The sequence below is a fragment of the Candidatus Margulisiibacteriota bacterium genome, from assembly GCA_041661965.1.
In the GTDB taxonomy this organism is placed as follows: Bacteria; Margulisbacteria; WOR-1; order O2-12-FULL-45-9; family XYB2-FULL-48-7; genus XYB2-FULL-45-9.
The window spans coordinates 262,882-286,677 of the sequence record JBAZTH010000003.1 but is presented as its reverse complement, the minus strand read 5'-3'; the positions used below and the strand labels follow the sequence as shown (position 1 = coordinate 286,677).

Below are 23,796 nucleotides of genomic sequence, written 5' to 3'. Positions count from 1 at the left end.
TGTTTTTTGTCGATATATATTCAGGATGGCTATTGGTAAAACATCATTTTCTTTAAACCAGCTGATCAAAGAAAAGTTCGGCGAACAACGGACCGACCGGGCCAGGTTACGCCACCTCCCTACCACCAGATTATGGGATATCGCACTGGATCGGCGGGCAGATGAACCCGTCAAAGGTCGGGAAAACCCGGTCATCGCCGGCACGTTAAAGGCGCTCCGCCGCTCGGGTTTGGAAGACCCGTTCGAAATCGCCCCCAAGATCAAGGCCAAAACGAAAATGATCTTCACCAAGAACAATGGCCGGACCGCTTCACCATTAGAGCAGGCGATCCTTTTACTGCGGGCGGTAATACCGGAACAGAATTCGTTTGTCTTTGATCAAACCAGATATTTCGGTCTTCGTTCCGATCAGGGAGGTTTGAATATCCCCTACGATGACCGCCCCGAGCTCCCCATGCGGAAAAAATACGGCAATTTACTGCCGAAAGAACTCTTGAGCCTGCCGCCGGAGAAAAGATCGGCCATCTGCCTCGAATACAGCTTTTTATTGACCGTCTTTTTAAGAGCGGCCGGGATCAAGGCGCAAGTTAAAGAGATCGATGTTCACGCTTACGTCATCGCGACCATCGCTGGAAAAAACTATAAATTAGACGCGGTCGAATCAATTTTTGAGGAGACCAGCGAGAGTCCCACTCCCGATCGGCTAAGCATCGCCACCCATTATTGTTTTAAAGGAGACGCGTTCAGCCTCACCAAAAATAATATCGAAGCGTTAGCCTGTTACAACCACGCCTTGGAATTAGCGCCTTTTTTAACGGAAATCTGGTATGCCCAAGGAGTGGTCCTAACCAAGTTAGGCCGAACCGCCGAGGCTCAAGTTTGCTTTGCCAAAGCAAAACAGTAGAAGCCCCCTCTTTTAAACTTACTGATCGCTCTAAAGTTTGATTTTCTCTATTATTATTGCTAAAATATTAATCATGGAGTTGTTCGGCACAGAACCGGAATTTAGCAAACTTTCTTACGCTGAAATTGAAAAGATCGCGCAAACCTGCACGAAATGTCCGCTGGCTAACGGTCGAACCAAGGTCGTTTTTGGCCACGGCCCGGTTCCCTGCAATCTGATGATCATCGGCGAAGCTCCCGGCGCGGACGAAGACGAACAAGGGCTCCCTTTTGTCGGCCGCTCCGGTCAACTGCTGACCCAGATCCTCGGTTCGGTCGGAATCAAACGGCCGGATGACGTTTATATCGCCAACACCGTGAAATGCCGGCCGCCAAACAACCGGGCGCCGCTCGCGCCGGAACAAGCCGCCTGCGCTCCTTATCTGGAAGCCCAGATCAGGCTGGTCGACCCGAAAATCATTATTTTGCTCGGCGCGCCGGCAGTCAAAGCGATCCTGAATATGGATGACCCCATGACTTCGCTCCGCGGCCGCTGGTTCAAGTTCCCCGGGAAAAAAGATATTTCGATCATGCCGATCTTCCATCCGGCTTACCTGTTGCGGAATCCGGCCAAAGAAAAAGGTTCCCCCAAGTGGACTACCTGGCAGGATATGCAAGAAGTTAAGAACGCCCTGGAATACTTAAAGAAAGTGGCGGAATTGGCTAATTCCAAAAGTTAATGTCACAAGTTTACTTCACCCAAAATACCGAGGCCGCCGTTCGATTATTTTCCGCCGCCGGGTTTGAATCAACGATCGCCAAAGATGATCCCGTCGCCCTCAAAATTCATTTCGGCGAACCGGGAAATAACGCTTACCTTAAGCCGGACCGGGTCAGCCCGATCGCCGCTAAGATCAAACAACTTGGAGGGCTCCCCTTCTGGACCGACGCCAATACTCTCTATAACGGCCAGCGGAACAACAACGACGCTCATCTTCAAACCGCGCGCGAACATGGTTATACGCCGGCCAAGACCGGCGCGGAAACGGTCATCGCCGATGAACCGGGCGACCAGCGAGGCCAAGAATTAGCCGTCAACTATCCGCACTTCAAAAAACTTTATGTCGCCGCCAGAGTTCTGACGGCAAAGGCCATGATCGTGATCACTCATTTTAAAGGGCATGAAACGACCGGTTTCGGCGGCGCCCTGAAAAACATCGGCATGGGACTGGGGAGCAAACTGGGCAAACTAAAAATGCATCAGGATTGCCAGCATTGCCCCGAAGTTAAGACCTGCCGCAAAAACCAAACCTTTGACGCCTGCTGGTTCGGTTCGCCCGTCTTGGTCCAGGAAAAAATCGCCGAGTACGCCGCCGGGATCGCCGCCCATTTCAAAGGGAAGATCGCTTATCTTAATTTCATCACCGACGTTTCGCCAAATTGCGACTGCTATCCGCACAACGATCCGCCAGTCGTCCCGAACCTCGGGATCGCCGCCTCATTCGACCCGGTCGCGCTCGACCAGGCCTGTGTCGACCTCGTCAATAAAGCCGCCGGGGTTGATAAATTCCGCGCCCTCTGGCCGGCGGTCGACTGGAGCGTCCAGCTCGCTCACGCCGAGAAGATCGGCCTGGGTAGCCGGAAATACGAACTTGTGCTAAAATAATTTTCATGGACTTAATCGCCGAGATCTGGAACAAAGCTAAACGCCTCAACAAAACGATCGTCCTCCCGGAAACCGATGACGCCCGGACCCTGAAGGCGGCGGAACTGGCCGCCCAAAGCAAGATCGCTAAGATCATCCTGATCGGCGAGGCCGACAAGATCAAAAAGACCCCGGGCGCCGGTGACGTCGATCTCTCGGGCCTGACGATCATCAACCCGCTCGAACATCCCAAGCTCGATAAATTTATCCAGGTCCTGAAAGATAAACGGGCCGCTAAAGGAATGACGATTGAAAAAGCGCGCCAGCTCCTGACCCGCGACTATCCCTACTTTGGCGCGATGCTGGTCGACCAGGGCGAAGCCGACGGGATGGTCTCCGGCGCGACCCACACCACCGCCGATACGCTTCGGGCGACGATCGACTGCATCGGCAAAGGGGCCGGACAATCGATCATCTCCAGCTATTTCGTGATGATCCTGCCGGACAAAACTTTCGGCGAGGAAGGAATTTTCTTTTACGCCGACTGCGGCGTCGTTCCCAATCCGACGGCAGAACAATTAGCCGACATCGCCATCCAAACCGCCGACCAGTTCGTGAAACTTGTCGGCCGCGAACCGCGGGTCGCGATGCTCTCTTTCTCGACCAAGACTTCGGCGGTCCATCCCGATGTCGATAAAGTGATCAACGCCACCAAGATCGCCAAAGAGAAAAAGCCGACACTTCTCCTCGACGGCGAGCTCCAACTCGACGCCGCCATCGTTCCCGAGGTCGGCAGCCGCAAAGCGCCCGGGAGCATTATCGCCGGACGGGCCAATATTCTGATCTTCCCCGACCTCGACGCCGGTAATATCGGTTACAAACTGACCCAGCGGTTGGCCAAAGCGCAGGCTTTCGGCCCGATCTTGCAGGGGGAAGCGAAACCGGTGAACGATCTTTCTCGTGGTTGCAGCGTGGAAGATATCCTCAATGTGATCGCGATCACCGCGGTCCAGGCGCAGTAGTTAACTAACAACTGACAGACGCTCTCTTCGTTCGCTACAACTAACAACCAGGAAACAATGGGCACGCATTTCGCTTACCAATTTATTCCGTATAACCCCAGACTAAAGTCTGGGGAATATAATTTATAGCCAAATTATTCTCCACACTTTAGTGTGGTGGTAAGCCATCTTCCCAAGTATTTTGTTATCTGATATACTAATGATTGCCGTTGTTTAATAGTGGGCCCGTAGCGTAGTCTGGTTTAACGCGCCTGCCTGTCACGCAGGAGACCGAGGGTTCAAATCCCTTCGGGCCCGCCATTTATTCATTAGCATTTAGTTTTTTATTAGCTGGCAGCCGACTTTCTTCTCGTTTTCTAACAAAACTTAACTTGCCAAGCCACTTAGCCCTATCTCAATATTCCTCACCTGCCTGCCGGTAGGCAGGTTCGCAGGTTCCTGTTTTTAGGAAACCGCGGCGATATTGCCGCAGGTTTCCGAGCCATACCTTGGGAAGTAGAAATACCCCAGGGGTTGTACTATAATTATATAATGATAAAGAAATTAGCCCTCATTATGCTCCTGCTCTGCGCCGCCACCCTGGCCTTTGCCGCCGACCAGCCGGTTACCCAACAGTCCGATCAGGACTATATCAATAAGCTCTATTACCGGCACAACAAGCTGGAATTACTGACCCGGAGACGGCTGATCGATGAAAAACGGAACTACAACAACACCGACATCAACACTTCGACCTTCTATCTGCCGTCATATCGTGATTCCACGACCAGCATAACCAGCCAGAGCTACGAGAAAGCAGAAACCAAGGTGATCAACGAATGGTATATCTATCTCGGCGGGATCAGCGAAATTTCCGACTATGAATTTCTGAAACTGGTCGGTGATGACCGGGAGGTCGCCCGCATTCAGGGGATCGAAGACCAAAAAGGAAAAATGCGTTTTGTCGGCAACATCCTGATCGGCTCGGGCCTTGGGGTAATGCTGGGAGGCGCGGCGCTGGGGGCCGATTCCAAGGTCGTGACCGGCGGGGCGCTGGGGATGGTCGTCGGCTTTTTCATCGACGCGTTTAACGCGACGCCGGCGCATTATATCAGCCCAGCCTACGCCCAGCAAAAGATCGACGCTTACAATATCGCTCTCAAACAGAAATTGTCGCTTCCCCTGGATTACGAATAGAAGAGCTCTCCGGAGCGCGGAAGAAATAGCGGTTCCAGCTCTCCGGCGCGGCGATCCGGGTAATATGCAGATAAAGGGTCGAAGACGGCCGGTACGGTTTAATCCGCAGGTTGAGCCCCACTTCTTCGTAATGACGGTCTCCTTTGCGGCTATTGCACGACGAACAGCAGACAACCACATTCTCCCACACATCGCGCCCACCCCGGCTTTTCGGAATAACGTGATCGATGGTTAGGGTAACATGCTTTTTGCCGCAATACTGGCAAGTATGATTATCACGCAGAAAGATGTTCTTGCGGGAAAAAACAACGTCGGAGAACGGCACAAAAACGTAATGGGTCAAGCGGATAACTTCGGGGAGACGAAATTGGCCGTTGATCATTTTGCCGTTATAGACCAGACCGGTCGCTTTACCCTTGTAGAGCAGGCCCATCGCCCGACGCCAACTGGTAATATTGATCGGCATGAAGGAAGCATTCAGGACCAGAACTTTCCCATTTGCCATCACCCCATAATCTTAGCTCTTTTTAGCGCCCGCTTCAAATCGCCCGGCTTTTCAATTCCCTGATGGCGTCGCGAGCGATCCACTTGGCGGCCGGCGAATCAATTTTAACGATCTCTTCCCCAAGCTTGAGCGCTTTAGCCTTAAGCGTTTTATTCCGTTTGCCGATCTGCCGTAAAGCCCAATTGACCGCTTTCTTCACGAAGTTCCGCTCATCGGTCGAATATTTCTTGATCAGCGGGAAAAAGGGCTCAAATTTCTCGTCCGGCGCTTTCTTATCATGGACCGCCAGACAAGCCATCATTACGAACCCGGCCCGCCGGACAAATTCCTCTTTTCTAACAGCCCACTCTTTCGCCTTTTTATAAGGCAAAGGAGTTTTATCAAAAAGATTGGAACAAACCTGGTCGCAGATGTCCCAGGAGTCAAAATCTTTGACCCAGCGCTCCATCTGCCGTTCGGTGACCTGTTTATAGTCATCGATAAATCCGGCCAGTAGCCTCGCCTCGTGGATCCCGGTTTGCCATAACTCCGCCGCCAACTGGTGGTCCTTCCCTATTTTCTTGGCCAAAGCACGGAGGGTCGGGATACTGATGCCAAGCGTATTATTAGGATTAATCCCAAAGCGGGCCATGCCGGCGACACTTTTTGGGTTGGCGTGTTTTTTGAGTTCGGCGAGAAGTTCTTTTAAATTCATGGCTTAATTATAATCGATCTGTTTGAAATTTTCCAAATATATCGCTGATAATAAGCCATGAGCATCAGAAAACTTACCAGCCTATCATTTGGCCTCGTGACCAAGACTTTTGAACACTCCAGAGCCGCCAGGCTAAAGCTCCCTTTTTGGATCGAAAACCGGCCGACGGAGGTCAGAACCATTTTGTTAGTTGACGACCAAGCGGAGCTGCTTAAGAACATGGCCGGCAAGATCGAAATGAAATTGGGGGTCGGACCCGCCTGCATCGACCCGGAATCTCCCTGCCCGATCAAAGAACAGGTTTTGGCCGCGGTCGCGGCCGCGGCGCCCGATCTGATCATCATGGACGGAAACCTGGGGACCGGCACGACCGGAGAAAAACTGACCGGTACTGAAATAATCAAAGAATTAAGAGGCCTGGGCTATCGGGGATATATTCTGGCCAATTCCAACGATCCGATCATGAATTGGGAAATGATGGATTACGGCGCCGATTTCAATGCTCGCGATAAATACACGAGATATGACAAGATAAAACAACTCGCCTTGTTTATTAATAAATATTTCCAAAGAGGGCAACAATGAGCGGCATTAGGGTTTCGACCAAATCGTACGGTGAATACCATTTCGTCCCGGTAGAAAAAGGGGTCTGCGCCAGCCGCTCGGGCCGGATAATTATCGCCGGAACGCCGGTCATTGGCGGAAAAGGGGGCGGGACCGCCTTTTTGGACGAAAAATTGAACCATTTGCCGCAAGCAAGGATCAGCATCCCGCGATCGATTATCATCGGCTCGGGGTTTTTTCCCTTCCTTCCCCGTGAGATCAAACCCGAGATCACGCCAATAGACGTAAAAGCACTAACTCCGTCCAGGATCAGCCAGCTATTCGATATTTTAAAAAGATACTTAAGGGGACCAATCGCGATCCGTTCTTCCGGCCAGGTTGAAGACCTCGGCGGCTCGGTCGCGGCCGGGATATTTGAGACTGAATTCGATTCCGGCGAGCTTAACACGACCAAGGACAGAGACCGCTTTGTCGCGAAACTGTTGAACGTTTTAAACTCCGCCTTCGCCCGGAAAGCCCAGCCCTATTGGGAAAGACAGGGTTATTCCCGCATCCCGCAGATCCCGGTCCTGATCCAGGAAGTCGTCGGCCGGCAATGGGAATTCGCGCCAGAATATTTCTGCCCGGAATTGGCCGGGATCATCAACACCTCGATCCGGAACGCCAGAATGGTCGCGACGGTCCTGGGGCTGGGAGTGGCCGCGGTTAGCGACAGCGGGTCCGGGTTGCTGCACAAACTCCCCAAAGCCTGCGGCGACCGGAGGATCGCCCCGCGCCATCTTTCCATTGAAGGCCGTTTAAATACCGGCGGGATTTATGCCGTCAATACCAAAACGGGCAACCAGGAATACCTGACCGGGCCGCGGGCGGCCGTTTTATTTCCGCCCCTTTACGTGGAAACCTTAGAAAAACGCTTCCCGGATATGCAGCTCAAGTTGGGGGAATTTGCCCACTTTTTAGAAGAGGCTTCAACACCAAGACGGCCGTATGACATTGAGTACGCGGTCAATAACGGCCATATCGTGATCACCCAGGCCCGACCGGTCCTGGAAAGAAGGCCCCTGGTCAAACCAAAAGAGCGGCTCCTTTTTGAAACGACCGATCTGATCGGCTATGTCGATTCCAGGAAATTCGATTCGATCATCAGGATCAAGGGGGATGTCCTTCCCTCGACCGAAACGATCAAAGAGTTGATGAAAAAATATCCAAATAGCCTGCTAATCCTCGATGTTTACGTGATGTACACTTTGACCTCAAGCGAAATGGAAAGAGAGATTGTCCCCTACACCAACGCGATCCTGGTTATTGACCGGAACGCTACCGGACATAAAGCCGGGACCGGGATCCAACATTTCAACCTTAACCTGGCCAACGAACAAAAAGCCCTGCTTTACGCCGCCAACGACAATTTTATTGAAGGGATCGGGGAAAAGGCTGACTCGGTCGAAAAGTTCAATCTGGGGTTTTCCGGCGCCGATACGACTGTTTACCGGTTCAATCCGCCGGTCGTGCTGGCCGCCGACGATGTAGCCGGCTGGGGCGCCCTCTTCACCTACCGTTAAAAAACTCGGAGGAGGTGGGATTTGAACCCACGCTAGGGTTGCCCCTACTAACGGTTTAGCAAACCGTCCCCTTGAGCCACTTGGGTACTCCTCCGCGTTGATTCAATTATACCTTAATCAATTTTAGTTGGGTAGTTTATTATTGAGGAGATTAAGGCGCTTTACCTTCATAGGCCCTCTTAATCGCTTCATTTCCAACTTCCGAAGATCGCCCCCATGATCAAAAGCGAAACCAGGACATTCCCCGCAGTAATAAAAAAGAAATTCAGGGAGAAGGCTTCAAAAGCGTAAAAAGGCCCGAGAACAGCCGCGACAAAACCACCCCAAACCACGACCGCCAACAACAACCCCTGGCTGACCGATTGCAGACCAGTGCGTTTCATCAGCCAGGCCAGAACAACGGCGGTCACCAGGTAGCCGATCAGCTGAAGGACGGAAGCAACTAGCATCGAAGGCCCTTTGGCCAGCTGCTCCGCGGTCTTGCCAAGCCCCTCTATGTACGGGGCGCGAAAAAGGATCATATACCAAACAAAACTGACGATGAAACTAATAAGCGAACCAGTGATTGCGGCCCAAATATTTACTCCTTGAATAATCATTTACCCCTCCTATTTTTCAACTTTTTATCTAGTGGCGGTGTTTTTTGATTGATGTTCGAACTTTTTTTGAGCAAAACCCCCAATAAGGAAGCCAGACCCGCCACTGCTCGACAAGCTCGCCACACCACAGAAAAATACTCTTTGCTCTTTTCATTTTGCGCGCGCCCGATTTCTTTTTCTTTTAATGAAAAGAATATTTTTCTGCGGTGTTCTGCCCTCCAAGTATTCAGGCAGGTGGCGGGGCTGGCCTCAATTTGATTTCGCAAAGGAAAAGCGGAATTCCCCCCAAACCCCCCTTCCGCTTTTCCTTTGCTCAAACGGAACGGGAACGGAAGCAGGCGGGCGAAAATTCCTTCCCCCCAACCCCCTTCCTTTTTGCCCGCCCGCTTGGGCTTCACCCCCAAAACTTTTCGGCGGACTTCTTTTTAATTATCAACTTTGTATTTTGCTTCTCCTTCTTCAATCCCTTTTCGGGCTTTTTCAAAAGCCCATTTGGGGATTTGGTGGGATTCCAAATTTAATTTGTTTCTTTTATCGTTTAACTTTTTCAAATCTTCAATCGCCCGTTTCTCGTCCATATTATTAACCTCAATATCATAAAATATTCTTGTATCATTTCGCAAAGCATTATATTCGTTTCCAATCTTTTGATGAACGACTGATCGCTCGCTTGGATTTATAAAAGTAATCACAGCAGTTAAGCCAGCTACAATAATTGAAAGTCCGCCAGCGACGATGTTGTGATAATCGAATTGAGATAGAGCGGAAGCCCCAGCGATTGCAGAAAGAACAGCGGAAATTCCGCCGAGCCAAAGGTTCATATTTACCCAACATTGACCAGCATAAAAATGACCTTTGGCAGAGTAAATACTGTCTTCCTCAATTCTTTTGGCCTCGTTTATAATTTTTTCTTGATTATTCATAGTATTTTAATTTATCCGTATGCTGGAAAATAATCACCAAATATTTTTTTCCACTCATCAATAGCATTTTCAGTATTTCCATTTTTAGCATACTGTTCAGCTTTAATTGCCCGATTGTATGCAGTTTCAAATCTACCTACTGCGTTATCAACAGTTTGACAATTTCTTAATGGATTTATTTGACTGCCATATTCAACTGGATCTTGAACTTTATATTTTATTGCCTCCCGTCCTTTATCAAAGAAAAATCTCATTCCGCTGGGATAGTCGTTGATAGTAACATTTTTAAAAATCTTGATTGCTAATAATTCTAAATAAAATGAAACAAAATCATCGTTGATATTTTTGTTCCAGCCTTTAACCATTTTTATAATTGGTACTAAATCGCCATTATGACTTTTGTTTTCGCTAGCCATTACATCAACATGGATTTTGGGGTTTGTGGCTATCCAAACTTTCGGAATCGTGTCTGGAATTAAATAACCTCCACCCTTTCTATTAAAAGCAGGAACAACATCAACAATAAAATCCGTGAAAGTGATAGTAACTGCTTGTCCGTTTCTGCTTATTTTTGGAGTTTTTGTATAGGTTTTTAGTAACGCTCTTTTTACTTTATCCAACAAACTTGCCTGTCCGTCTGACTCAAAATATTTCGGATCAAGAACAATGAGAATATCAATATCTGCTTTCACGAGAGGAGCAATCATTGTTGATCTTGCATATGAGCCAGTTAAAAAAGAATCTAAAACATCCATTTCATTCGCCACAACATCGCGAACATTTTCTTGACGAGTTGAAGTTGTGCTTTTTTGAAGCCCTGTTATTTCAAGGTTTTCTTTTAGTTTTTGGAATGATGTTGTAATAGTTGTTGCCATAGTTTTATTTCAAATCCAATTTTTCCCAATCGCTCCAATCATTCCTTTCGCACTTGCTCCAATCGTATTTATCTTTTTGATTTATCTTCCAGCCGTCGCTTTTTTCAATCGCAATACCACCGAAAAGTTTTTTGCCTTTCTGCTCTTTGATATATTCCTGCAATTTTTCCGCTTTAGCTTTTGTATAGTTTCCGCCGTCGCGATCTCCCATGTCTTTCGTTTCAATAATTCCAATTCGTCCGTCAGCTAATTGCACGAGATAATCAGGGTAGAAAGTATGAATCACTCCGACGGGGTATTCGTATTTAACGCCAAAATAATCTTGTTTGTTTTCGCCATTTTTCCACCACCAAACTATTTTATCGCTATTTTCCGCCAAAAACTTTTCAAAATTCCTTTCAGGATTAAGGCGCGCCACGCTCAAATAACACGGCTCATAAACATATTTTTCATAATCCACCAGTTCGTCCGTGTGCTGATTGAAAAAACTCTCTTTGGCAATTTCGAACTCATACCATTTCTCGCTTTCTTGAACTCTCTTTTGGATTTCCTTTTCTCTAACCGCTTTGTATTTTTCAACAGCTTGTGCCAAAATTTCCTCAAACTTTATTCTATTGCCGTTGTGGACAATCACCATTTGCACGAGGATTGCTTCTTCTGGCCATGCTTTTGAACCAAGATATTTTCTAAAATACGAATAAATTGCAGTTTTTACGGCTGGCACTGACCTTTTGATATTTTTGAACGAACCGAGATGAGCTTTTATAATTTGCTCAAACAATGCCTGTAAATCATTACCGGCGATTGTAAGACGAGCGCGCGCTTCGGAATCAATTTTGCCCTCAATCTCGTCAAATGTTGTGCCTTCAATTTTGGCGTTGGCGATAATTTCCTGTTGATATTTTGTAACATCAATAATCACGCCTTGATCTTCCAATTTCTTCACATTTTGCGCAAAGAAAGTATGGTCGCCTTTTAAGTCAAAGTGTTCGCATGTCATTTTTTCAAACACAGCCGAAAAACTGGAAGTAATATCTCCATAATCGGCGCGCGATTTATAGTAGGAAGTAATCGCGATATTTTTGTAAATATCTTTTCGCGTTGCTTTTAGGTGCTTGATAATGTTCGGATTGTATTCTTCTTTTTTGACAATAATGCTTTGGACATTCGTATAGATATAGCCACGATTCAAGTCTTCGCTGGCGTAATGCTTTTGTTCAGGCATACGCAAAATACGCCCGACTGTTTGGATTTCAAAAGTTTCGCTACGCGATTCTCTAAACTTCACCAAAATATGAGCGCGCGGACAATCCCAGCCAGTATCAATCGCTTGTTTGAAAATTAGAAATTCAATTTCATTGTCTGGCTCTGATACCCAGTCCAATGTTTCGGATTTTTGCTCCGAAAGCCAAATGGCCAGCTTGCCGTTGCCATGCCCGTCTTTTCTTTCTGTTATTCCCTTGTCAGCCAAAAACTTTTTGACTGCCTTGATTTTATCTTCGCCCGCTTCGGCTGTTGGTATCTGTACCAAAACAAGCGGATTGATGTTTGATTTCTCAACTTCAAAAAGTTTTTTCAATTCCAGCCGTTTTTTATACGCAATTTCCAAAACCACTTCTTGCGAATCGGCTTCGTTATCTGTTATCTCGTCAATTTTTTCATTGATAATCAATTCTTTCTTGATCATGCCTTCGTCAATCACATCTTTCGGCTCAACAAAAACATATCCCGCCGTTCCGCGCGCCAAATCACGGGCATCGGGCTTTATTTTAGGCGTTGCGCTCATTTCCAAAATCACATCAGCGTTTATCTCGTCCCGCAATTCGTTTGTTCGTTCAGCAGTCGCTCCGATATGGCTTTCGTCAATAATCAAGATGACTTTCCGCTGTTCGCGCGTCTTTGCCAACACATCGCGAAAATTCAGCTTTTCGCCGTTTTTCATCAATATATTTTTCCAGTCACCTTTTTTGTTCTCTCCCTCGTCTTTGTTGTACTTGCTTCGCAATTTTTCCCAGTTCACCACAACAACCTCATTGCGAACAATCCGCTCCCGCCCGCCAGTAAATTCTTCTTCAACCAGCGACACTCTCGGCGCACCGCCAAAAACTTTTTCTAAACTGCGTTTGCTTTGCAAGTGCAGTTCACCTTTGCCAATGCTTACCCACACGAAACATAAATCCGTTTCCGGCAGTTCTCTGATGATTTCTTCAATAAATTTGGCTGTCATCAAAGTTTTTCCGCTTCCTGTCGGAGCTTGAAAAACACACACTTTCTTTTCGCCCTCTTTTGTGAGAAGTGTTTTAATGGTGGCGATAAGCTCGCCGACCGCTGTTTCTTGATATTGTTTTAAATTAATATTCATATATTTGCTCGTAAATATCTAATATTTTTTGTGGTATCGGCTCCAAACTTACGCCTTGCCAATCAACAAAATCGTTTTTATTTAATCCCAACGGATCAAGCGTGAAGCAATACAAAATCTTTTCGCCTTTCATTTTGTCCATTTCCTTTTTCAATTGCTCCAAGCCGTCCCGCTCTAACGCATAATATATCGCCATTATTTTGCCATTTTGTTCAAAAATATGATAGTCAGGTTTTGCTGTTACCTCGTCAAAAATTCCTTCCCGCAAACAAAGCATTTCTGTACATTCGCGGGTAATGCGTATTTTCAAATCATCTCGGCTGATAGAATTTTTAACGAAAGCGGTTTTGTAGTATTTTAAGTTTCCGCCAAGTGCTTCAATCTTTTCGCCTTTTGGTGTTTTGTATCCTTTAATTGCTTTTTCTATTCTCGGATAAGTTACTCTTCTACAAATTCCATGCTCTTGGATTTCTTTATCGCTCAATCCCTTTTCTTTAAGCTCTTTTTCAAAACCGTTAAGTTCATTGTTGGTGCATAAAATAAATTGTCGATTGCCACTATCTTTTTTATTCAATTCTAAAACTGCATGACCGGCAGTGCCTGATCCAGCCATAAAATCCAATACTATTCCTTGATTGTCAGCTCCAAGAACAATAAAGTCTTTAATCAAGTCTAGTGGCTTCGGGTTATTAAATATTTTGTCGCCAAAAATATCCTTTAATTGAGCTGTCCCATTGCCACTGCTATATTCGGGCTTATAAAAAACTGTTTTTGGTTTTTTCGAAGGAATATCACCAAGTGAGGGTCTTTGTTTTTTATAAATTGCGTTGCTTCCATTATTTTCAAAAATGATATTGTGTCTTTCATTTCTTATCTTGTTTTTACCCCAACGCCATGACATTTCTTTGCTGTCGGTAATTGGCATTAAAATAATATCTTTTTTGCTTTCCGGTTTGTCGTTATCTGTTACATAGATATTCCCGCCAGATGTAATAAATATAGGAAAAAATAGATTGGGTCTCTTGCTTCTCGGAGCATTAACGCCAGTAGCTTTTAGGTTTGCCCCTTTTTTAAAATAACCATATTCATCCTGCTCCCATTCATCCAAGCCGTCATCTTCGATAGTAAATTCTCCGATATGAGCTAACGAATAATTTCTACAATAAACAAGCGTATATTCATGTGTTCCAGCAAAACCAAATTGATCTTGGTTGCCTTTCAAATTCATTATTGTTGGTAATGTCGCGATAAAATTTAGTTCACCAAATATTTCATTGCATAACAAACGAAGTTGTGCGACTTCGTTATCGTCAATTGATATAAAAATCACACCCTCTTCCTTTAATAAACCTTTTGCAAGGCGCAAACGCTTACTCATAAAAGAAAGCCATTTGCTGTGGCGATATGCGTCCTCTTTATCTACATAATCGTCGTTGTATTTAAAATCTTTATTCCCTGTGTTATATGGTGGATCAATATAGATAACATCAATTTTGCCTTGGTGGGTGTAGTTCAAAACAGATAAGGCGTGATAATTATCGCCTTCAATTAAAATATTGGTTGGCTTGCTCGCGTCGGTTTTGATTTCTTTGCCTTTGACCTCTTTTAAAACTGGCAAGGCATTTTCTGATTCTTTTTCAAATTGCTCTTTGGTTTTTTCCTCGTCCCAAATCAACCCGTATTTTTTGCGGGATTCCAGTTTTTCAATGACTTTGAGCAAGTCGTCTTTTTCCAGTTTTGAATAATCTTTTGCCATAGTTATTTTTCGTTCAATTTATTTTGAAAATACTGTAAACACTCACTTGAAACATCCTTGAGTAATCCGTTCTTTTCAATTCCGTCAAAAGCAGTATTGTCTATTGTTTTCCTTTGATTCTTTTTGATCGATAACTTTTTATTGACCTCTTTACTTACCTTCTTTTTCACCCACGCAAGGTTGGTATAAAGAGGATTAAAATTTCGGTCGTGTGTTTTTAAGGATAACTTCTTTAGTATATCAACAGTTATACTTTTTTCTTTCTCATTGAGTAAATTACGAGATGCCTTTCTTTTATCAACTGGTTTTATTCGTTTTACCTTTTTTCCAACAGATAATTCTGTATCCGCAACATCTATTCCGAATTTTTCAAAAAAACTCTTCTTTTCTTCCGGTGAAAGTTGCTTAACTTGTCCGACCAGTTTTTCTATTCCTTGCTCTGGTGAAAGGAATTGGGACTCGAAATTTACAACATCATCTCCAACCTCTCGAATTGATAATTGTTCTTCTTCGGAATCCCTTTTCTCGCCTGACTTGTTTCCGTCTTTTACAAAACTATCGTCCGTATCTTTTTCTGTAAAAAGTTCCTCCAAAAATTTTTGATCTTCATAATCAAACATCTTAAATTCTTGAAAGCGTTTAATTTGGTTTAATCCTATATGAGATACAACAAAGCAATGAGAAGTTTCATCATTTCGTCTAATAACTCGTCCAAGAAATTGAATGAACGGATTTAAGCTCTTGTATGGTCTAAAAATTGCAGCGACTCCAAGTGGCGGGTGATCAAAGCCCTCGCCAAGCATACCAATATGAATTATCACTTCAATTTTTCCATACTTCAAATCGTCAAAAACTTTGTCATTCGTTGCCATGTCTTGGGCATCCGAGCTTACCAGTCCAACTTTCAAACCAAGTTTCTCAAAAGCGGGCTTAACAAATTCCCGTGCGTGGCGTTTGCTAATCGCTGAAGCGATTATTTGATGTTTAGTGTTTGGAAACTCTGCTTTTAGTTCCTCTAACTTTTCTTTAGCTTTTTGAGCAATTGAGCCACAGCAATCGGGAGACAATGCGATACCTCTATTGAACCACGCTTCATCTTTGAGCTCTAAAATTTGTTCGAGAGAATAAATTTTAGAGCCGTCATCTGTAAAAGATAGTTCTACTTCTTGGGGGGAAACATTGATGATTTTTATATTTCGAATCACACCATCCTTGATCGCTTCGTGAAAATGGTATTTATAAATAATATTACCCTCAACTTTTTTGCCGTCTGAACGAAAGGGAGTTGCTGTCAGACCAATAATTTTTGACTTATCAAAAAATTTAATTATTTCTTGATAAGTATTTGCCTCTTGATGATGTGCTTCGTCAATAATAATTAAATCAACCGCTTCTTTCTCGTTCTTAAACCATTTTTCTATATCTTGTAACTGCTGATAATTAGCGATCAAAATTTGATGTTCGGCAATATCGCTTTGGCTAACTGTTCCCTCTAGTCTTAAAACATAGAGTTCAAGCGTACTCAAAGTACTCGTTTCTATCAAACTAAGTTTTTTATAAATGTTTCCTGATGTGTTATTTATAATATCTAAATCTGATTCGATCTGTTTTGCGAGCTTAACATTTGGTGTCAGCACTAAAACTTTTTTCTTGGCTAGACCAAACGGAGCAATTGCAATAAGAGCACTTTTCCCTGTTCCAGTTGGTAACTGGACAAGTATGCTCCTTTCCGCTTGTGGCTTTGAAAAATGCTCAAGAATTTTGGAATATGCCTCTCGTTGGCATTTTCGTAGCTCATCAGTTTTAATTTGTTGTGAAAAGTTATCCATAATTTTATTTAAACAATTCCGCCACTGGCACGCCGAGGGCTTTGGCTAGTTTTTCTAATGTATCGACAGTAGGATTCGGGCTTTCGCCTGTTTCTATCTTTACAACGGTATTTAACGCCAAATCAGCGTCTTTTGAGAGGCGATCTTGTGAAATTCCTTTTTTGATTCGCAATTTGCGAATGTTTTCGCTAACTGTATTTGCCATATTGGTTTGACTTTGATAAACTATTATAATACACTACTTATATTGAGTGTATATCAACTTGCTTAATACAATGGTATCAAAAATATTAAAATTTGGCAAACAAAAAGGGAGTTCCTTGGCGTTGCCCGCGAATGGGTTGGGTGGGTCAAGGACAACATCTTCTTTGGTGGCGCATTTTGCTTTGCAAAATACAGCCTCAAATTCCGCCGAAAAATCCGTCCGCCGAAAAGTTTTGGGGGCGAAGCCCAAGCGGGCGGGCAAAAAGGAAGGGGGTTGGGGGGAAGGAATTTTCGCCCGCCTGCTTCCGTTCCCGTTCCGTTTGAGCAAAGGAAAAGCGGAAGGGGGGTTTGGGGGGAATTCCGCTTTTCCTTTGCGAAATCAAATTGAGGCCAGCCCCGCCACCTGCCTGAATACTTGGAGGGCAGAACACCGCAGAAAAATATTCTTTTCATTAAAAGAAAAAGAAATCGGGCGCGCGCAAAATGAAAAGAGCAAAGAGTATTTTTCTGTGGTGTGGCGAGCTTGTCGAGCAGTGGCGGGTCTGGCTTCCTTATTGGGGGTTTTGCTCAAAAAAAGTTCGAACATCAATCAAAAAACACCGCCAATTTTCACTTTTTGTGAAATCGTAAGAAACAGCCTCGGCGCAAAGCGCCTCGGCATGGTATTTTTCCGCAATTTTGAAGGCATTTTTGAAATCGCACGCCAGCGTGCGGTCGGCAATGCGGAAGTTCGCAGAGCGAAGCTCTGGCAAAATGAAATTTTGCAAACCAATCTTTTTTCTTTCGCTTTCAGCGAAAGGTTGAGCGTATTTTTCCCCGATTGCCCAAAAACTAATCTAAAAACAATATGGACAACATAAATTTACAAACCAAAAAGATTTTTCTCTATGCCCGCAAATCCACGGACGAGCCAGAGCGACAAGTGCTTTCCATTGAGGCACAGATGTTTGAGTTGCGAGAATATGCCAAAAAAGAAAACCTAAATATCGTCCGTGAATTTGTGGAAAGCAAAACCGCCAAAGAGCCGGGCAGAGAGATTTTTAACGACATGATCGCAAGCATAGAGAAAAATGAAGCCGAAGGAATTTTAGCGTGGCACCCCGATAGATTGGCGAGAAATAGCATAGACGGCGGAAGAATAATTTACTTGGTAGATACTGGCAAAATTACCACGCTAAAATTTCCTACTTTTTGGTTTGATCCGACACCACAGGGAAAATTTATGTTGTCTATCGCTTTTGGGCAATCAAAATATTACATTGATAATCTTTCGGAAAATATAAAGAGGGGTATTCGCCAGAAATTGCGAAATGGAATATGGCCCGCTTGGGCTCCACTTGGCTATGTGAACGACAAAAATGCCCGCTGTATCGCCGTGGACAAAGAAAAGGCAAAATATATCAAGCGGGCTTTTGAAATGTACGCAACTGGCGAATACCCACTCGCTCAAATCCGAAAGATTATCAATTCCTTGGGCTTGGTTGGCAAGAAAGGCAAAATGCTTTCCGTCTCAAATTATCAGTATATGCTGAAAAATAAAATCTATTGCGGAATGATTGAGTACAACGGAGAATTGTATGACGGAAAGCACGAACCGATTATCACAAAGAAACTTTTTGATTCCGTTCAAGAAGTGATGGCGAACAAGAGCAAACCGAAATCGCCAAAACTCAAACCTTATGTTTTTAGAGGATTTTTCCGTTGCGGAGAATGTGGCTGTTTCATTACCACCGAAACGCAAAAAGGTCATAACTATTTGCGATGTACCAAACGGAAAAATCCTTGTTCGCAAAGATACGCGAGAGAGGACGCCATCACTTCTCAAATAAAGGAAGAAATCAAAAAAGTTTCTTTGTCTTCCGCTTGGGCAAACGCTTCAATCAATTATTTTGAAAATGAGAAAATGAAGATTGCCCAAGCGGAAAGCTCTTTTGCCCAAAAAGCGAGAAATGAGCTTGTAGAAATAGAAACAAAACTTGATCGCTTGCTTGATTTACAACTGGACGGCAATTTGTCGCAAGCGGAATACACTGCAAAAAAGTACAAGCTCATTCTCGCTAAAAAAGATTTGGAAGAAAAAATTACCGCTTTTGGGCGAAAGAGCAATAATCGGTTCGAACTTGCCATTGCCTTTCTAAAAGACGCCAACCAAGCCGAAAAATACGCTCAACAAGAAAATCCCGAAAGGATTCGGGATTTTCTCAAAAAGATTGGTTCGAACTTCCGCATTGCCGACCGCACGCTGGCGTGCGATTTCAAAAATGCCTTCAAAATTGCGGAAAAATACCATGCCGAGGCGCTTTGCGCCGAGGCTGTTTCTTACGATTTCACAAAAAGTGAAAATTGGCGGAGGGAGGAGGATTCGAACCTCCGATACGCTTACGCGCATAGTAGTTTTCAAGACTACCGCCATCAACCGCTCGGCCATCCCTCCGTATTGCTACTGTTAGTCGAACTTACTGCCGGAGATCAACTGCTCGATCTGCTGTTTGGCGAAAGGAGTTTTGGAGATGACCTCGGCCGCTTCGGCCCGGGTAATAAAAGCATTGGGGAGAAAGTTCTTGCCGCTCAAATATTCAAAGAAACCGGCCGCTTTGTCGGCGCCGATCGCCGGCGCCGCCCAGTGCTTAACGGTAACGTCCGGGAACGGTTTGGCTTCAACTTTCGGCTTCATGTACAGGCCGGAGAACTTGGCCATGATCACCGCGGTCTCGGCCCGGGTCAGCCGTTTTTTAGGCTGGAATTTACCATCCGGGAACCCGCTGATATATTTGCGCTCCACCGCCAGGCTGATATACGGCGCCTCATACGACTGGAGCGGGACATCTCTAAACTTAACGTTGATCTCTTTACCGACCGTAAACCCTTTGGCCTTGATCAGCAGGACGGCCATCTCGCCGCGGGTCATCTCTTTGTCGGGCCGGAATTTCTTGTCGGCATCCCCCGGAAAAATATTCAGGGTCGCCAGGTATTGGATCGGCTTACGGGCCCAGTGCCCTTCCGGCACGTCGGAGAACGCTTCCAGCGACGGTTTGGGAACGATCTCCGGCGCCGGAATAGTCGGTTTTTTACGCTCTTCTTTCTTCTTGCCGGTCTTGTCCCAGATCTTTTCGATCCCCCGATAACCAAAGGAGAAGAAGTGCGAAGTATTTTCGGACAGTTCGCCGAACTGGTGATAAGCGTAATCAAAAGTAAAGCCTTCCCAGACGGTCCCCACCCCGAAGGTATAATTGCTGTCGACCCCGGTCCCTGTTTCGGTCGCTCTCGCTTTTTGGTCGATCCCGGTCCGGATCGCTAACATCGAGATCGGCCAATATTCAAAGCCGAGATGGTAAGTATCGGGCCAGTTCAGGTTGTTATTTTTCTCGTATTCGATCGCCAGATCAAGCCGCTGGTCGGTCAAACGCTGCAAACCAAGCGGGCCGAGCAGTTTAAAGCGGCCGGCCAAGTGGGTTATCATCGGGATGCTTTCCACCACTTCCGGATGGCCGTTCCGTTCTTTCCAAACGAATTTCCCGCCCAGGTTGGTCGGCAATACATTCTGAAAAGTCAGACCGTAAGTCGTCCAGTCATTAACATCCCACAACATACCAAGATCAAGGTCCATTCCGTAGCCGACGGTATCCTTCATCGTATCCCCACCGCCGTTAAAGCCCTGGAAGTAATATTTCAAAGTCCCGCCGAGGGAGATCCCGCTCCCCGCGTTGTTGCGCAGCAGACGGCTAAGCTTGGTGCCGTAAGAAAGAAAGACCATGCTCGAGGAGTAATCGGTCTGGGCGTAACGTTCAACTTCGAGGCTCGGCCCGGAACCGATCAGCCTGGTCAAAGGGATCGAGCCGACCGAGGCATTAACATAGCCAAGGCCGAACTTGCCGATCAGGAAACTGTCGCTCAAGCCAAGCATCAGATAGTTGGCATCTCCCAGCATCGAACCGCTCATGCTGGTGTAGTTTAAGCGGTCATTAAGAGCCAAGCCAGCCGGGTTGGTGAAGATCGCGCTGGCGTCATCGGCGATGGCAAAATAAGCTTTCCCCATGCCGAGCGGCCGGGCCCCAACCCCTATCTCGCTTAAGTCAAGAGCGGCGAAAGCGGGAAGCATAAAGCAATAAGCGATCAGCAAAAACAGGGTAAGACGGCCGAAGTATTTTAATAATCGCGATGGGGAGACCCCATTTGTCATTTTTAATTTGTCATTTGTCATTTCGCAAGGCTATTATCTCTTTTATTATTTTTAATGTCAACACGGTTGTGTTAAAATAGACGTATGTTGAAAAAAATTCGGAACTTCTCGATCATCGCCCACATCGACCACGGCAAGTCGACCCTGGCCGACCGCCTGCTCGAATTTACCGGCACGATCGCCAAACGGGACATGAAAGCCCAGATCCTCGATTCCATGGACCTGGAGAGGGAACGCGGCATCACCATTAAAGCCCAGGCGATCAGGATGAATTATAAAGGTTATATCATCAACCTGATCGACACCCCCGGGCATGTCGACTTTTCTTATGAAGTTTCCCGCTCACTTGCCGCCTGCGAAGGAGCCCTTCTCCTGATCGACGCCTCCCAGGGGATCGAAGCGCAAACTCTGGCCAACGCCAACCTGGCGACCCAGGCCAAGCTGAAGATCATCCCGGTCATCAACAAGATCGACCTCCCGGCGGCCGAACCGGAAAAGATCAAGGAAGAGATCGAAAATATTTTTGCCATCAGCCGGGACGAGGTCATCCTCGCCTCCGCCAAAGAAGGGATCGGTATCAGTGAGATCCTTGACGCGGTCATTGAACGGGTCCCGCCCCCGGAAGGCGACCCTGACGCCCCGCTCCAAGCCCTGATCTTCGATTCGCATTACGACTCTTTTCGCGGGGTCATCGCCTATGTCCGGATCGTTAACGGCCGGATCAAAGCGGGCCAGAAGATCAAAATGATGGGAGCCGGCGGCGAGTTCGAGATCCAGGAGGTCGGGACCTTGAAGCTTGGTTTGATGCCGCAGGAAGAGCTGACCGCCGGCGAAGTCGGTTATGTTGTCGCTAATATTAAGAACGTTAAAGAATGCCGGGTCGGTGACACCATTACCAACCTGGTCAAACCAGCCGCCCACATGCTCCCCGGCTACGTCCAGATCAAACCGATGGTCTTTTGCGGTTTCTACCCTTTAGCCGGTGAAGATTATGAAAATCTGAAGGACGCGGTCGGCAAACTTCAACTCAACGACGGCGCCCTTTTCTTTGAACCGGAAACTTCCGCCGCTCTCGGCTACGGGCTCCGTTGCGGCTTTCTTGGCCTCCTTCATTTGGAGATCATCCAGGAACGGCTGGAGCGCGAGTTTAACCTGAACATCATCGCCACCGCCCCCAACGTCGTCTACAAAGTAAACCTGTTCAATAAAGAAGCCCGGTACGTCGACAATCCATCAATGATGCCCCCCGTCGGTGAGATCTCATCGGTCGAAGAACCATATCTTAAGCTGACGATCTTTACTCCATCCGACTATGTCGGCTCGGTCATGGACTTATCGATCGACAAGCGGGCGACCTTTATTAATATGGAATATCTTGATCAAAAGCGGGTCATGCTGACCTTTGAAATGCCCCTCTCCGAGATCATCTCTGAATATCACGACCAGCTAAAATCGGTCACTCGCGGCTATGCTTCCATGGATTACGAACTGATCGGCTATAAAGAATCTGACCTGGTGAAGCTCGACATCCTTCTCAACGGGGAACCGGTCGACGCCTTATCGATCATCGTCCACCGGGAAAAGGCTTACTATAAAGGGAAGAAACTAGTCGAGAAGCTCAAGGAAGTGATCCCCCGCCACCAGTTCCAGATCCCGATCCAGGCTTCGATCGGCGCCAAGGTCATCGCCCGAGAAAATATCTCCGCCATGGGAAAGAACGTCCTCGCCAAATGTTACGGCGGCGACATCACCCGCAAACGCAAACTGCTGGAAAAGCAAAAAGAAGGAAAGAAGCGGATGAAACGGGTCGGCCGGGTCGACCTGCCGCAAGAAGCATTCCTGGCGGTGCTCCGGATCGGAACCTAATGGCCGCCCCTTCTCTCTACATTCACCTTCCCTTCTGCAAAAAGAAATGCAACTATTGCGATTTTGTTTCCTATGCCGGTAAAGAAGAGTTGATTGACGAATATGTTGAGACGCTGATCCAGGAAATAAAGCTCCAACTTCCTACGCTCGACGCTCCACTTTCTACTATCTTCTTTGGTGGCGGAACGCCCACCCTCCTTGAGCCAAAGCATTACGAAAAGATCCTAACAACCCTTTCCTGGAAGCCAGCGACAATGTCGTCGCGGCTTCCAGAGATTGAAATAACAATTGAGGCTAATCCCGGAACCGCCGACCTGAACAAGCTAAAAGAGCTCCGCTCGCTTGGCATCAACCGGCTCTCGATCGGGATCCAATCCTTTCACGATCACCATCTTCAAACTCTAGGGCGGATCCACTCTTCGTCCCAAGCCCTTCACTTCTATGAAGACGCGCGGGCGGTCGGTTTTGAAAACATTAGCCTCGACCTGATCTTTGCCCTCCCCGATCAGTCTTTTGAAGAGTGGAAAAAAGATCTGCAACAAGCGATCGCCCTTAATCCGGAACATCTTTCGGCTTATAGTTTACAAATTGAGGAAGGAACACCTTTCTGGGAAATGACAAATGACAAATTAAAAATGAAAAATGAAGGTAAAGCATTAAATCTACCAACGGAAGAAGTCGCCTTAGCCATGTATGAATACACCATCGAGGCCCTTTGGCTGACCGGCTACAAGCATTATGAGATCTCTAACTTCGCAAAAGCTGGCAAAGAGTGCCGCCACAACCTCCACTATTGGCAGATGGGGAATTGGCTTGGCGTTGGGGCCGGCGCGCATTCGCATGTTGACGGGAAATTGTGGGCCAATGTTGATAGCATCGAAGAATATCTCATCAGAAAACCTGCGACAGTCTCGTCGCGGTTTCCTGATGAAGCAAGGAGGAACGAACTCCTTTTCATGGGCCTTCGCTTGCTCGACGGCCTCCCAACCGAAAAATTCCATGGGTTCGAAAAAGAGGTCGCGGAACTAATTGCGGATGGCTTATTAAAAGAAGAGAACGGCAATTATAAGCTGACTAAACAAGGTCTTTATCTGGGGAACCTGGTTTTCGAGAAGTTTGTCTGATAAAAAAGAGGCCGCCTACCTAAGCAGA

The 23,796-nt window shown here is 46.4% G+C and carries 22 protein-coding genes and 3 tRNA genes; 11 read left to right on the top strand and 14 right to left on the bottom strand.

Translation table 11 applies throughout. The features are described 5' to 3' along the window. Nucleotides 1-25 precede the first annotated feature (25 nt). From WC772_07185 to WC772_07160, 6 genes are all read left to right on the top strand, one after another. Nucleotides 26-904 (top strand): tetratricopeptide repeat protein, encoded by an 879-nt coding sequence (locus tag WC772_07185; protein ID MFA6170533.1) that lies wholly within the window; start codon nt 26-28, stop codon nt 902-904. Nucleotides 905-977: 73 nt separating this feature from the next. Beyond that, the gene (locus WC772_07180) at nt 978-1,622 is read left to right on the top strand and encodes a uracil-DNA glycosylase (protein ID MFA6170532.1); all 645 of its coding nucleotides are present in this window, start codon (nt 978-980) and stop codon (nt 1,620-1,622) included. After that, nucleotides 1,622-2,548 carry a DUF362 domain-containing protein gene (locus WC772_07175; protein ID MFA6170531.1) on the top strand — a complete coding sequence of 309 codons (927 nt, stop codon included), beginning with the start codon at nt 1,622-1,624 and terminating at the stop codon, nt 2,546-2,548. Before WC772_07180 ends, WC772_07175 begins: the two co-directional genes overlap by 1 nt. Before the next feature lie 5 nt (nt 2,549-2,553). Then, on the top strand, nt 2,554-3,549 hold the full coding sequence (gene pta, locus WC772_07170; protein MFA6170530.1) for a phosphate acetyltransferase: 996 nt from the start codon (nt 2,554-2,556) through the stop codon (nt 3,547-3,549). 221 nt (nt 3,550-3,770) lie between these two features. Further along, nucleotides 3,771-3,849, top strand: a tRNA-Asp gene (locus WC772_07165). A 231-nt stretch (nt 3,850-4,080) separates the two neighbouring features. After that, entirely contained in the window at nt 4,081-4,725 is a 645-nt protein-coding gene (locus WC772_07160) for a hypothetical protein (GenBank protein ID MFA6170529.1), read from the top strand. Here the strand turns inward: WC772_07160 and WC772_07155 are convergent. Next, nucleotides 4,688-5,230 (bottom strand): HNH endonuclease, encoded by a 543-nt coding sequence (locus tag WC772_07155; GenBank protein MFA6170528.1) that lies wholly within the window; start codon nt 5,228-5,230, stop codon nt 4,688-4,690. The genes WC772_07160 and WC772_07155 overlap by 38 nt on opposite strands. Before the next feature lie 34 nt (nt 5,231-5,264). After that, nucleotides 5,265-5,924 carry a DNA alkylation repair protein gene (locus tag WC772_07150; GenBank protein MFA6170527.1) on the bottom strand — a complete coding sequence of 220 codons (660 nt, stop codon included), beginning with the start codon at nt 5,922-5,924 and terminating at the stop codon, nt 5,265-5,267. A 57-nt stretch (nt 5,925-5,981) separates the two neighbouring features. Here WC772_07150 and WC772_07145 point away from each other — a divergent pair, with 57 nt between their 5' ends. Together WC772_07145 and WC772_07140 are read left to right on the top strand one after the other, a co-directional pair. Next, the gene (locus WC772_07145) at nt 5,982-6,509 is read left to right on the top strand and encodes a hypothetical protein (protein ID MFA6170526.1); all 528 of its coding nucleotides are present in this window, start codon (nt 5,982-5,984) and stop codon (nt 6,507-6,509) included. Beyond that, nucleotides 6,506-8,050, top strand: coding sequence for a PEP/pyruvate-binding domain-containing protein (locus tag WC772_07140; protein MFA6170525.1), 1,545 nt, complete (start codon nt 6,506-6,508; stop codon nt 8,048-8,050). The genes WC772_07145 and WC772_07140 overlap by 4 nt, the downstream gene beginning before the upstream one ends. Nucleotides 8,051-8,056: 6 nt before the next feature. On the opposite strand, the gene WC772_07135 is transcribed toward WC772_07140, so the two are convergent. The 9 genes from WC772_07135 to WC772_07095 form a co-directional block, all read right to left on the bottom strand. Further along, nucleotides 8,057-8,144 (bottom strand) — tRNA-Ser (locus WC772_07135). Between the two features lie 94 nt (nt 8,145-8,238). Then, nucleotides 8,239-8,649 (bottom strand): DUF1761 domain-containing protein, encoded by a 411-nt coding sequence (locus tag WC772_07130; protein MFA6170524.1) that lies wholly within the window; start codon nt 8,647-8,649, stop codon nt 8,239-8,241. Next, nucleotides 8,646-9,047: a hypothetical protein gene (locus WC772_07125; protein MFA6170523.1), complete on the bottom strand. Its 402-nt coding sequence runs from the start codon at nt 9,045-9,047 to the stop codon at nt 8,646-8,648. Before WC772_07125 ends, WC772_07130 begins: the two co-directional genes overlap by 4 nt. A gap of 27 nt (nt 9,048-9,074) precedes the next feature. After that, nucleotides 9,075-9,572: an SLATT domain-containing protein gene (locus tag WC772_07120; GenBank protein ID MFA6170522.1), complete on the bottom strand. Its 498-nt coding sequence runs from the start codon at nt 9,570-9,572 to the stop codon at nt 9,075-9,077. Between the two features lie 11 nt (nt 9,573-9,583). Then, on the bottom strand, nt 9,584-10,447 hold the full coding sequence (locus WC772_07115) for a CBASS oligonucleotide cyclase (GenBank protein ID MFA6170521.1): 864 nt from the start codon (nt 10,445-10,447) through the stop codon (nt 9,584-9,586). 4 nt (nt 10,448-10,451) lie between these two features. Further along, nucleotides 10,452-12,809, bottom strand: coding sequence for a DEAD/DEAH box helicase family protein (locus WC772_07110; GenBank protein ID MFA6170520.1), 2,358 nt, complete (start codon nt 12,807-12,809; stop codon nt 10,452-10,454). After that, nucleotides 12,799-14,565, bottom strand: a complete 1,767-nt coding sequence (locus WC772_07105; protein ID MFA6170519.1) for a site-specific DNA-methyltransferase — start codon at nt 14,563-14,565, stop codon at nt 12,799-12,801. Before WC772_07105 ends, WC772_07110 begins: the two co-directional genes overlap by 11 nt. Before the next feature lie 2 nt (nt 14,566-14,567). Beyond that, on the bottom strand, nt 14,568-16,394 hold the full coding sequence (locus tag WC772_07100) for a DEAD/DEAH box helicase family protein (protein MFA6170518.1): 1,827 nt from the start codon (nt 16,392-16,394) through the stop codon (nt 14,568-14,570). A gap of 4 nt (nt 16,395-16,398) precedes the next feature. Continuing rightward, the gene (locus WC772_07095) at nt 16,399-16,599 is read right to left on the bottom strand and encodes a helix-turn-helix transcriptional regulator (protein ID MFA6170517.1); all 201 of its coding nucleotides are present in this window, start codon (nt 16,597-16,599) and stop codon (nt 16,399-16,401) included. A gap of 70 nt (nt 16,600-16,669) precedes the next feature. Here WC772_07095 and WC772_07090 point away from each other — a divergent pair, with 70 nt between their 5' ends. Continuing rightward, nucleotides 16,670-17,458, top strand: coding sequence for a hypothetical protein (locus tag WC772_07090; protein ID MFA6170516.1), 789 nt, complete (start codon nt 16,670-16,672; stop codon nt 17,456-17,458). A 1,274-nt stretch (nt 17,459-18,732) separates the two neighbouring features. Here WC772_07090 and WC772_07085 read toward each other — a convergent pair. The 3 genes from WC772_07085 to WC772_07075 all read right to left on the bottom strand — a co-directional run bounded on the left by WC772_07085 (nt 18,733) and on the right by WC772_07075 (nt 20,799). After that, a complete protein-coding gene (locus WC772_07085) occupies nt 18,733-18,888 on the bottom strand; it encodes a hypothetical protein (protein ID MFA6170515.1) in 156 nt (51 codons plus the stop codon). Nucleotides 18,889-18,942: 54 nt separating this feature from the next. After that, nucleotides 18,943-19,032, bottom strand: a tRNA-Ser gene (locus tag WC772_07080). 12 nt (nt 19,033-19,044) lie between these two features. After that, entirely contained in the window at nt 19,045-20,799 is a 1,755-nt protein-coding gene (locus WC772_07075; protein ID MFA6170514.1) for an S-layer homology domain-containing protein, read from the bottom strand. A 63-nt stretch (nt 20,800-20,862) separates the two neighbouring features. Here WC772_07075 and lepA point away from each other — a divergent pair, with 63 nt between their 5' ends. Together lepA and hemW are read left to right on the top strand one after the other, a co-directional pair. After that, nucleotides 20,863-22,644: a translation elongation factor 4 gene (lepA, locus tag WC772_07070; GenBank protein MFA6170513.1), complete on the top strand. Its 1,782-nt coding sequence runs from the start codon at nt 20,863-20,865 to the stop codon at nt 22,642-22,644. Continuing rightward, nucleotides 22,644-23,768, top strand: a complete 1,125-nt coding sequence (hemW, locus tag WC772_07065; protein ID MFA6170512.1) for a radical SAM family heme chaperone HemW — start codon at nt 22,644-22,646, stop codon at nt 23,766-23,768. The genes lepA and hemW overlap by 1 nt, the downstream gene beginning before the upstream one ends. Nucleotides 23,769-23,796: the final 28 nt, after the last annotated feature.

What these genes read in the sequence shown, in the direction of transcription:
- WC772_07175 (MFA6170531.1), top strand. Translation starts at nt 1,622, where the DNA reads ATGTCACAAGTTTACTTCACCCAAAATACCGAGGCCGCCGTTCGATTA.
- WC772_07075 (MFA6170514.1), bottom strand. Translation starts at nt 20,799, where the DNA reads ATGACAAATGACAAATTAAAAATGACAAATGGGGTCTCCCCATCGCGA.
- WC772_07160 (MFA6170529.1), top strand. Translation starts at nt 4,081, where the DNA reads ATGATAAAGAAATTAGCCCTCATTATGCTCCTGCTCTGCGCCGCCACC.
- WC772_07130 (MFA6170524.1), bottom strand. Translation starts at nt 8,649, where the DNA reads ATGATTATTCAAGGAGTAAATATTTGGGCCGCAATCACTGGTTCGCTT.
- lepA (MFA6170513.1), top strand. Translation starts at nt 20,863, where the DNA reads ATGTTGAAAAAAATTCGGAACTTCTCGATCATCGCCCACATCGACCAC.
- WC772_07110 (MFA6170520.1), bottom strand. Translation starts at nt 12,809, where the DNA reads ATGAATATTAATTTAAAACAATATCAAGAAACAGCGGTCGGCGAGCTT.
- WC772_07150 (MFA6170527.1), bottom strand. Translation starts at nt 5,924, where the DNA reads ATGAATTTAAAAGAACTTCTCGCCGAACTCAAAAAACACGCCAACCCA.
- WC772_07090 (MFA6170516.1), top strand. Translation starts at nt 16,670, where the DNA reads ATGGTATCAAAAATATTAAAATTTGGCAAACAAAAAGGGAGTTCCTTG.
- pta (MFA6170530.1), top strand. Translation starts at nt 2,554, where the DNA reads ATGGACTTAATCGCCGAGATCTGGAACAAAGCTAAACGCCTCAACAAA.
- hemW (MFA6170512.1), top strand. Translation starts at nt 22,644, where the DNA reads ATGGCCGCCCCTTCTCTCTACATTCACCTTCCCTTCTGCAAAAAGAAA.
- WC772_07155 (MFA6170528.1), bottom strand. Translation starts at nt 5,230, where the DNA reads ATGGCAAATGGGAAAGTTCTGGTCCTGAATGCTTCCTTCATGCCGATC.
- WC772_07180 (MFA6170532.1), top strand. Translation starts at nt 978, where the DNA reads ATGGAGTTGTTCGGCACAGAACCGGAATTTAGCAAACTTTCTTACGCT.
- WC772_07120 (MFA6170522.1), bottom strand. Translation starts at nt 9,572, where the DNA reads ATGAATAATCAAGAAAAAATTATAAACGAGGCCAAAAGAATTGAGGAA.
- WC772_07145 (MFA6170526.1), top strand. Translation starts at nt 5,982, where the DNA reads ATGAGCATCAGAAAACTTACCAGCCTATCATTTGGCCTCGTGACCAAG.
- WC772_07115 (MFA6170521.1), bottom strand. Translation starts at nt 10,447, where the DNA reads ATGGCAACAACTATTACAACATCATTCCAAAAACTAAAAGAAAACCTT.
- WC772_07140 (MFA6170525.1), top strand. Translation starts at nt 6,506, where the DNA reads ATGAGCGGCATTAGGGTTTCGACCAAATCGTACGGTGAATACCATTTC.
- WC772_07085 (MFA6170515.1), bottom strand. Translation starts at nt 18,888, where the DNA reads ATGGTATTTTTCCGCAATTTTGAAGGCATTTTTGAAATCGCACGCCAG.
- WC772_07100 (MFA6170518.1), bottom strand. Translation starts at nt 16,394, where the DNA reads ATGGATAACTTTTCACAACAAATTAAAACTGATGAGCTACGAAAATGC.
- WC772_07095 (MFA6170517.1), bottom strand. Translation starts at nt 16,599, where the DNA reads ATGGCAAATACAGTTAGCGAAAACATTCGCAAATTGCGAATCAAAAAA.
- WC772_07185 (MFA6170533.1), top strand. Translation starts at nt 26, where the DNA reads ATGGCTATTGGTAAAACATCATTTTCTTTAAACCAGCTGATCAAAGAA.
- WC772_07105 (MFA6170519.1), bottom strand. Translation starts at nt 14,565, where the DNA reads ATGGCAAAAGATTATTCAAAACTGGAAAAAGACGACTTGCTCAAAGTC.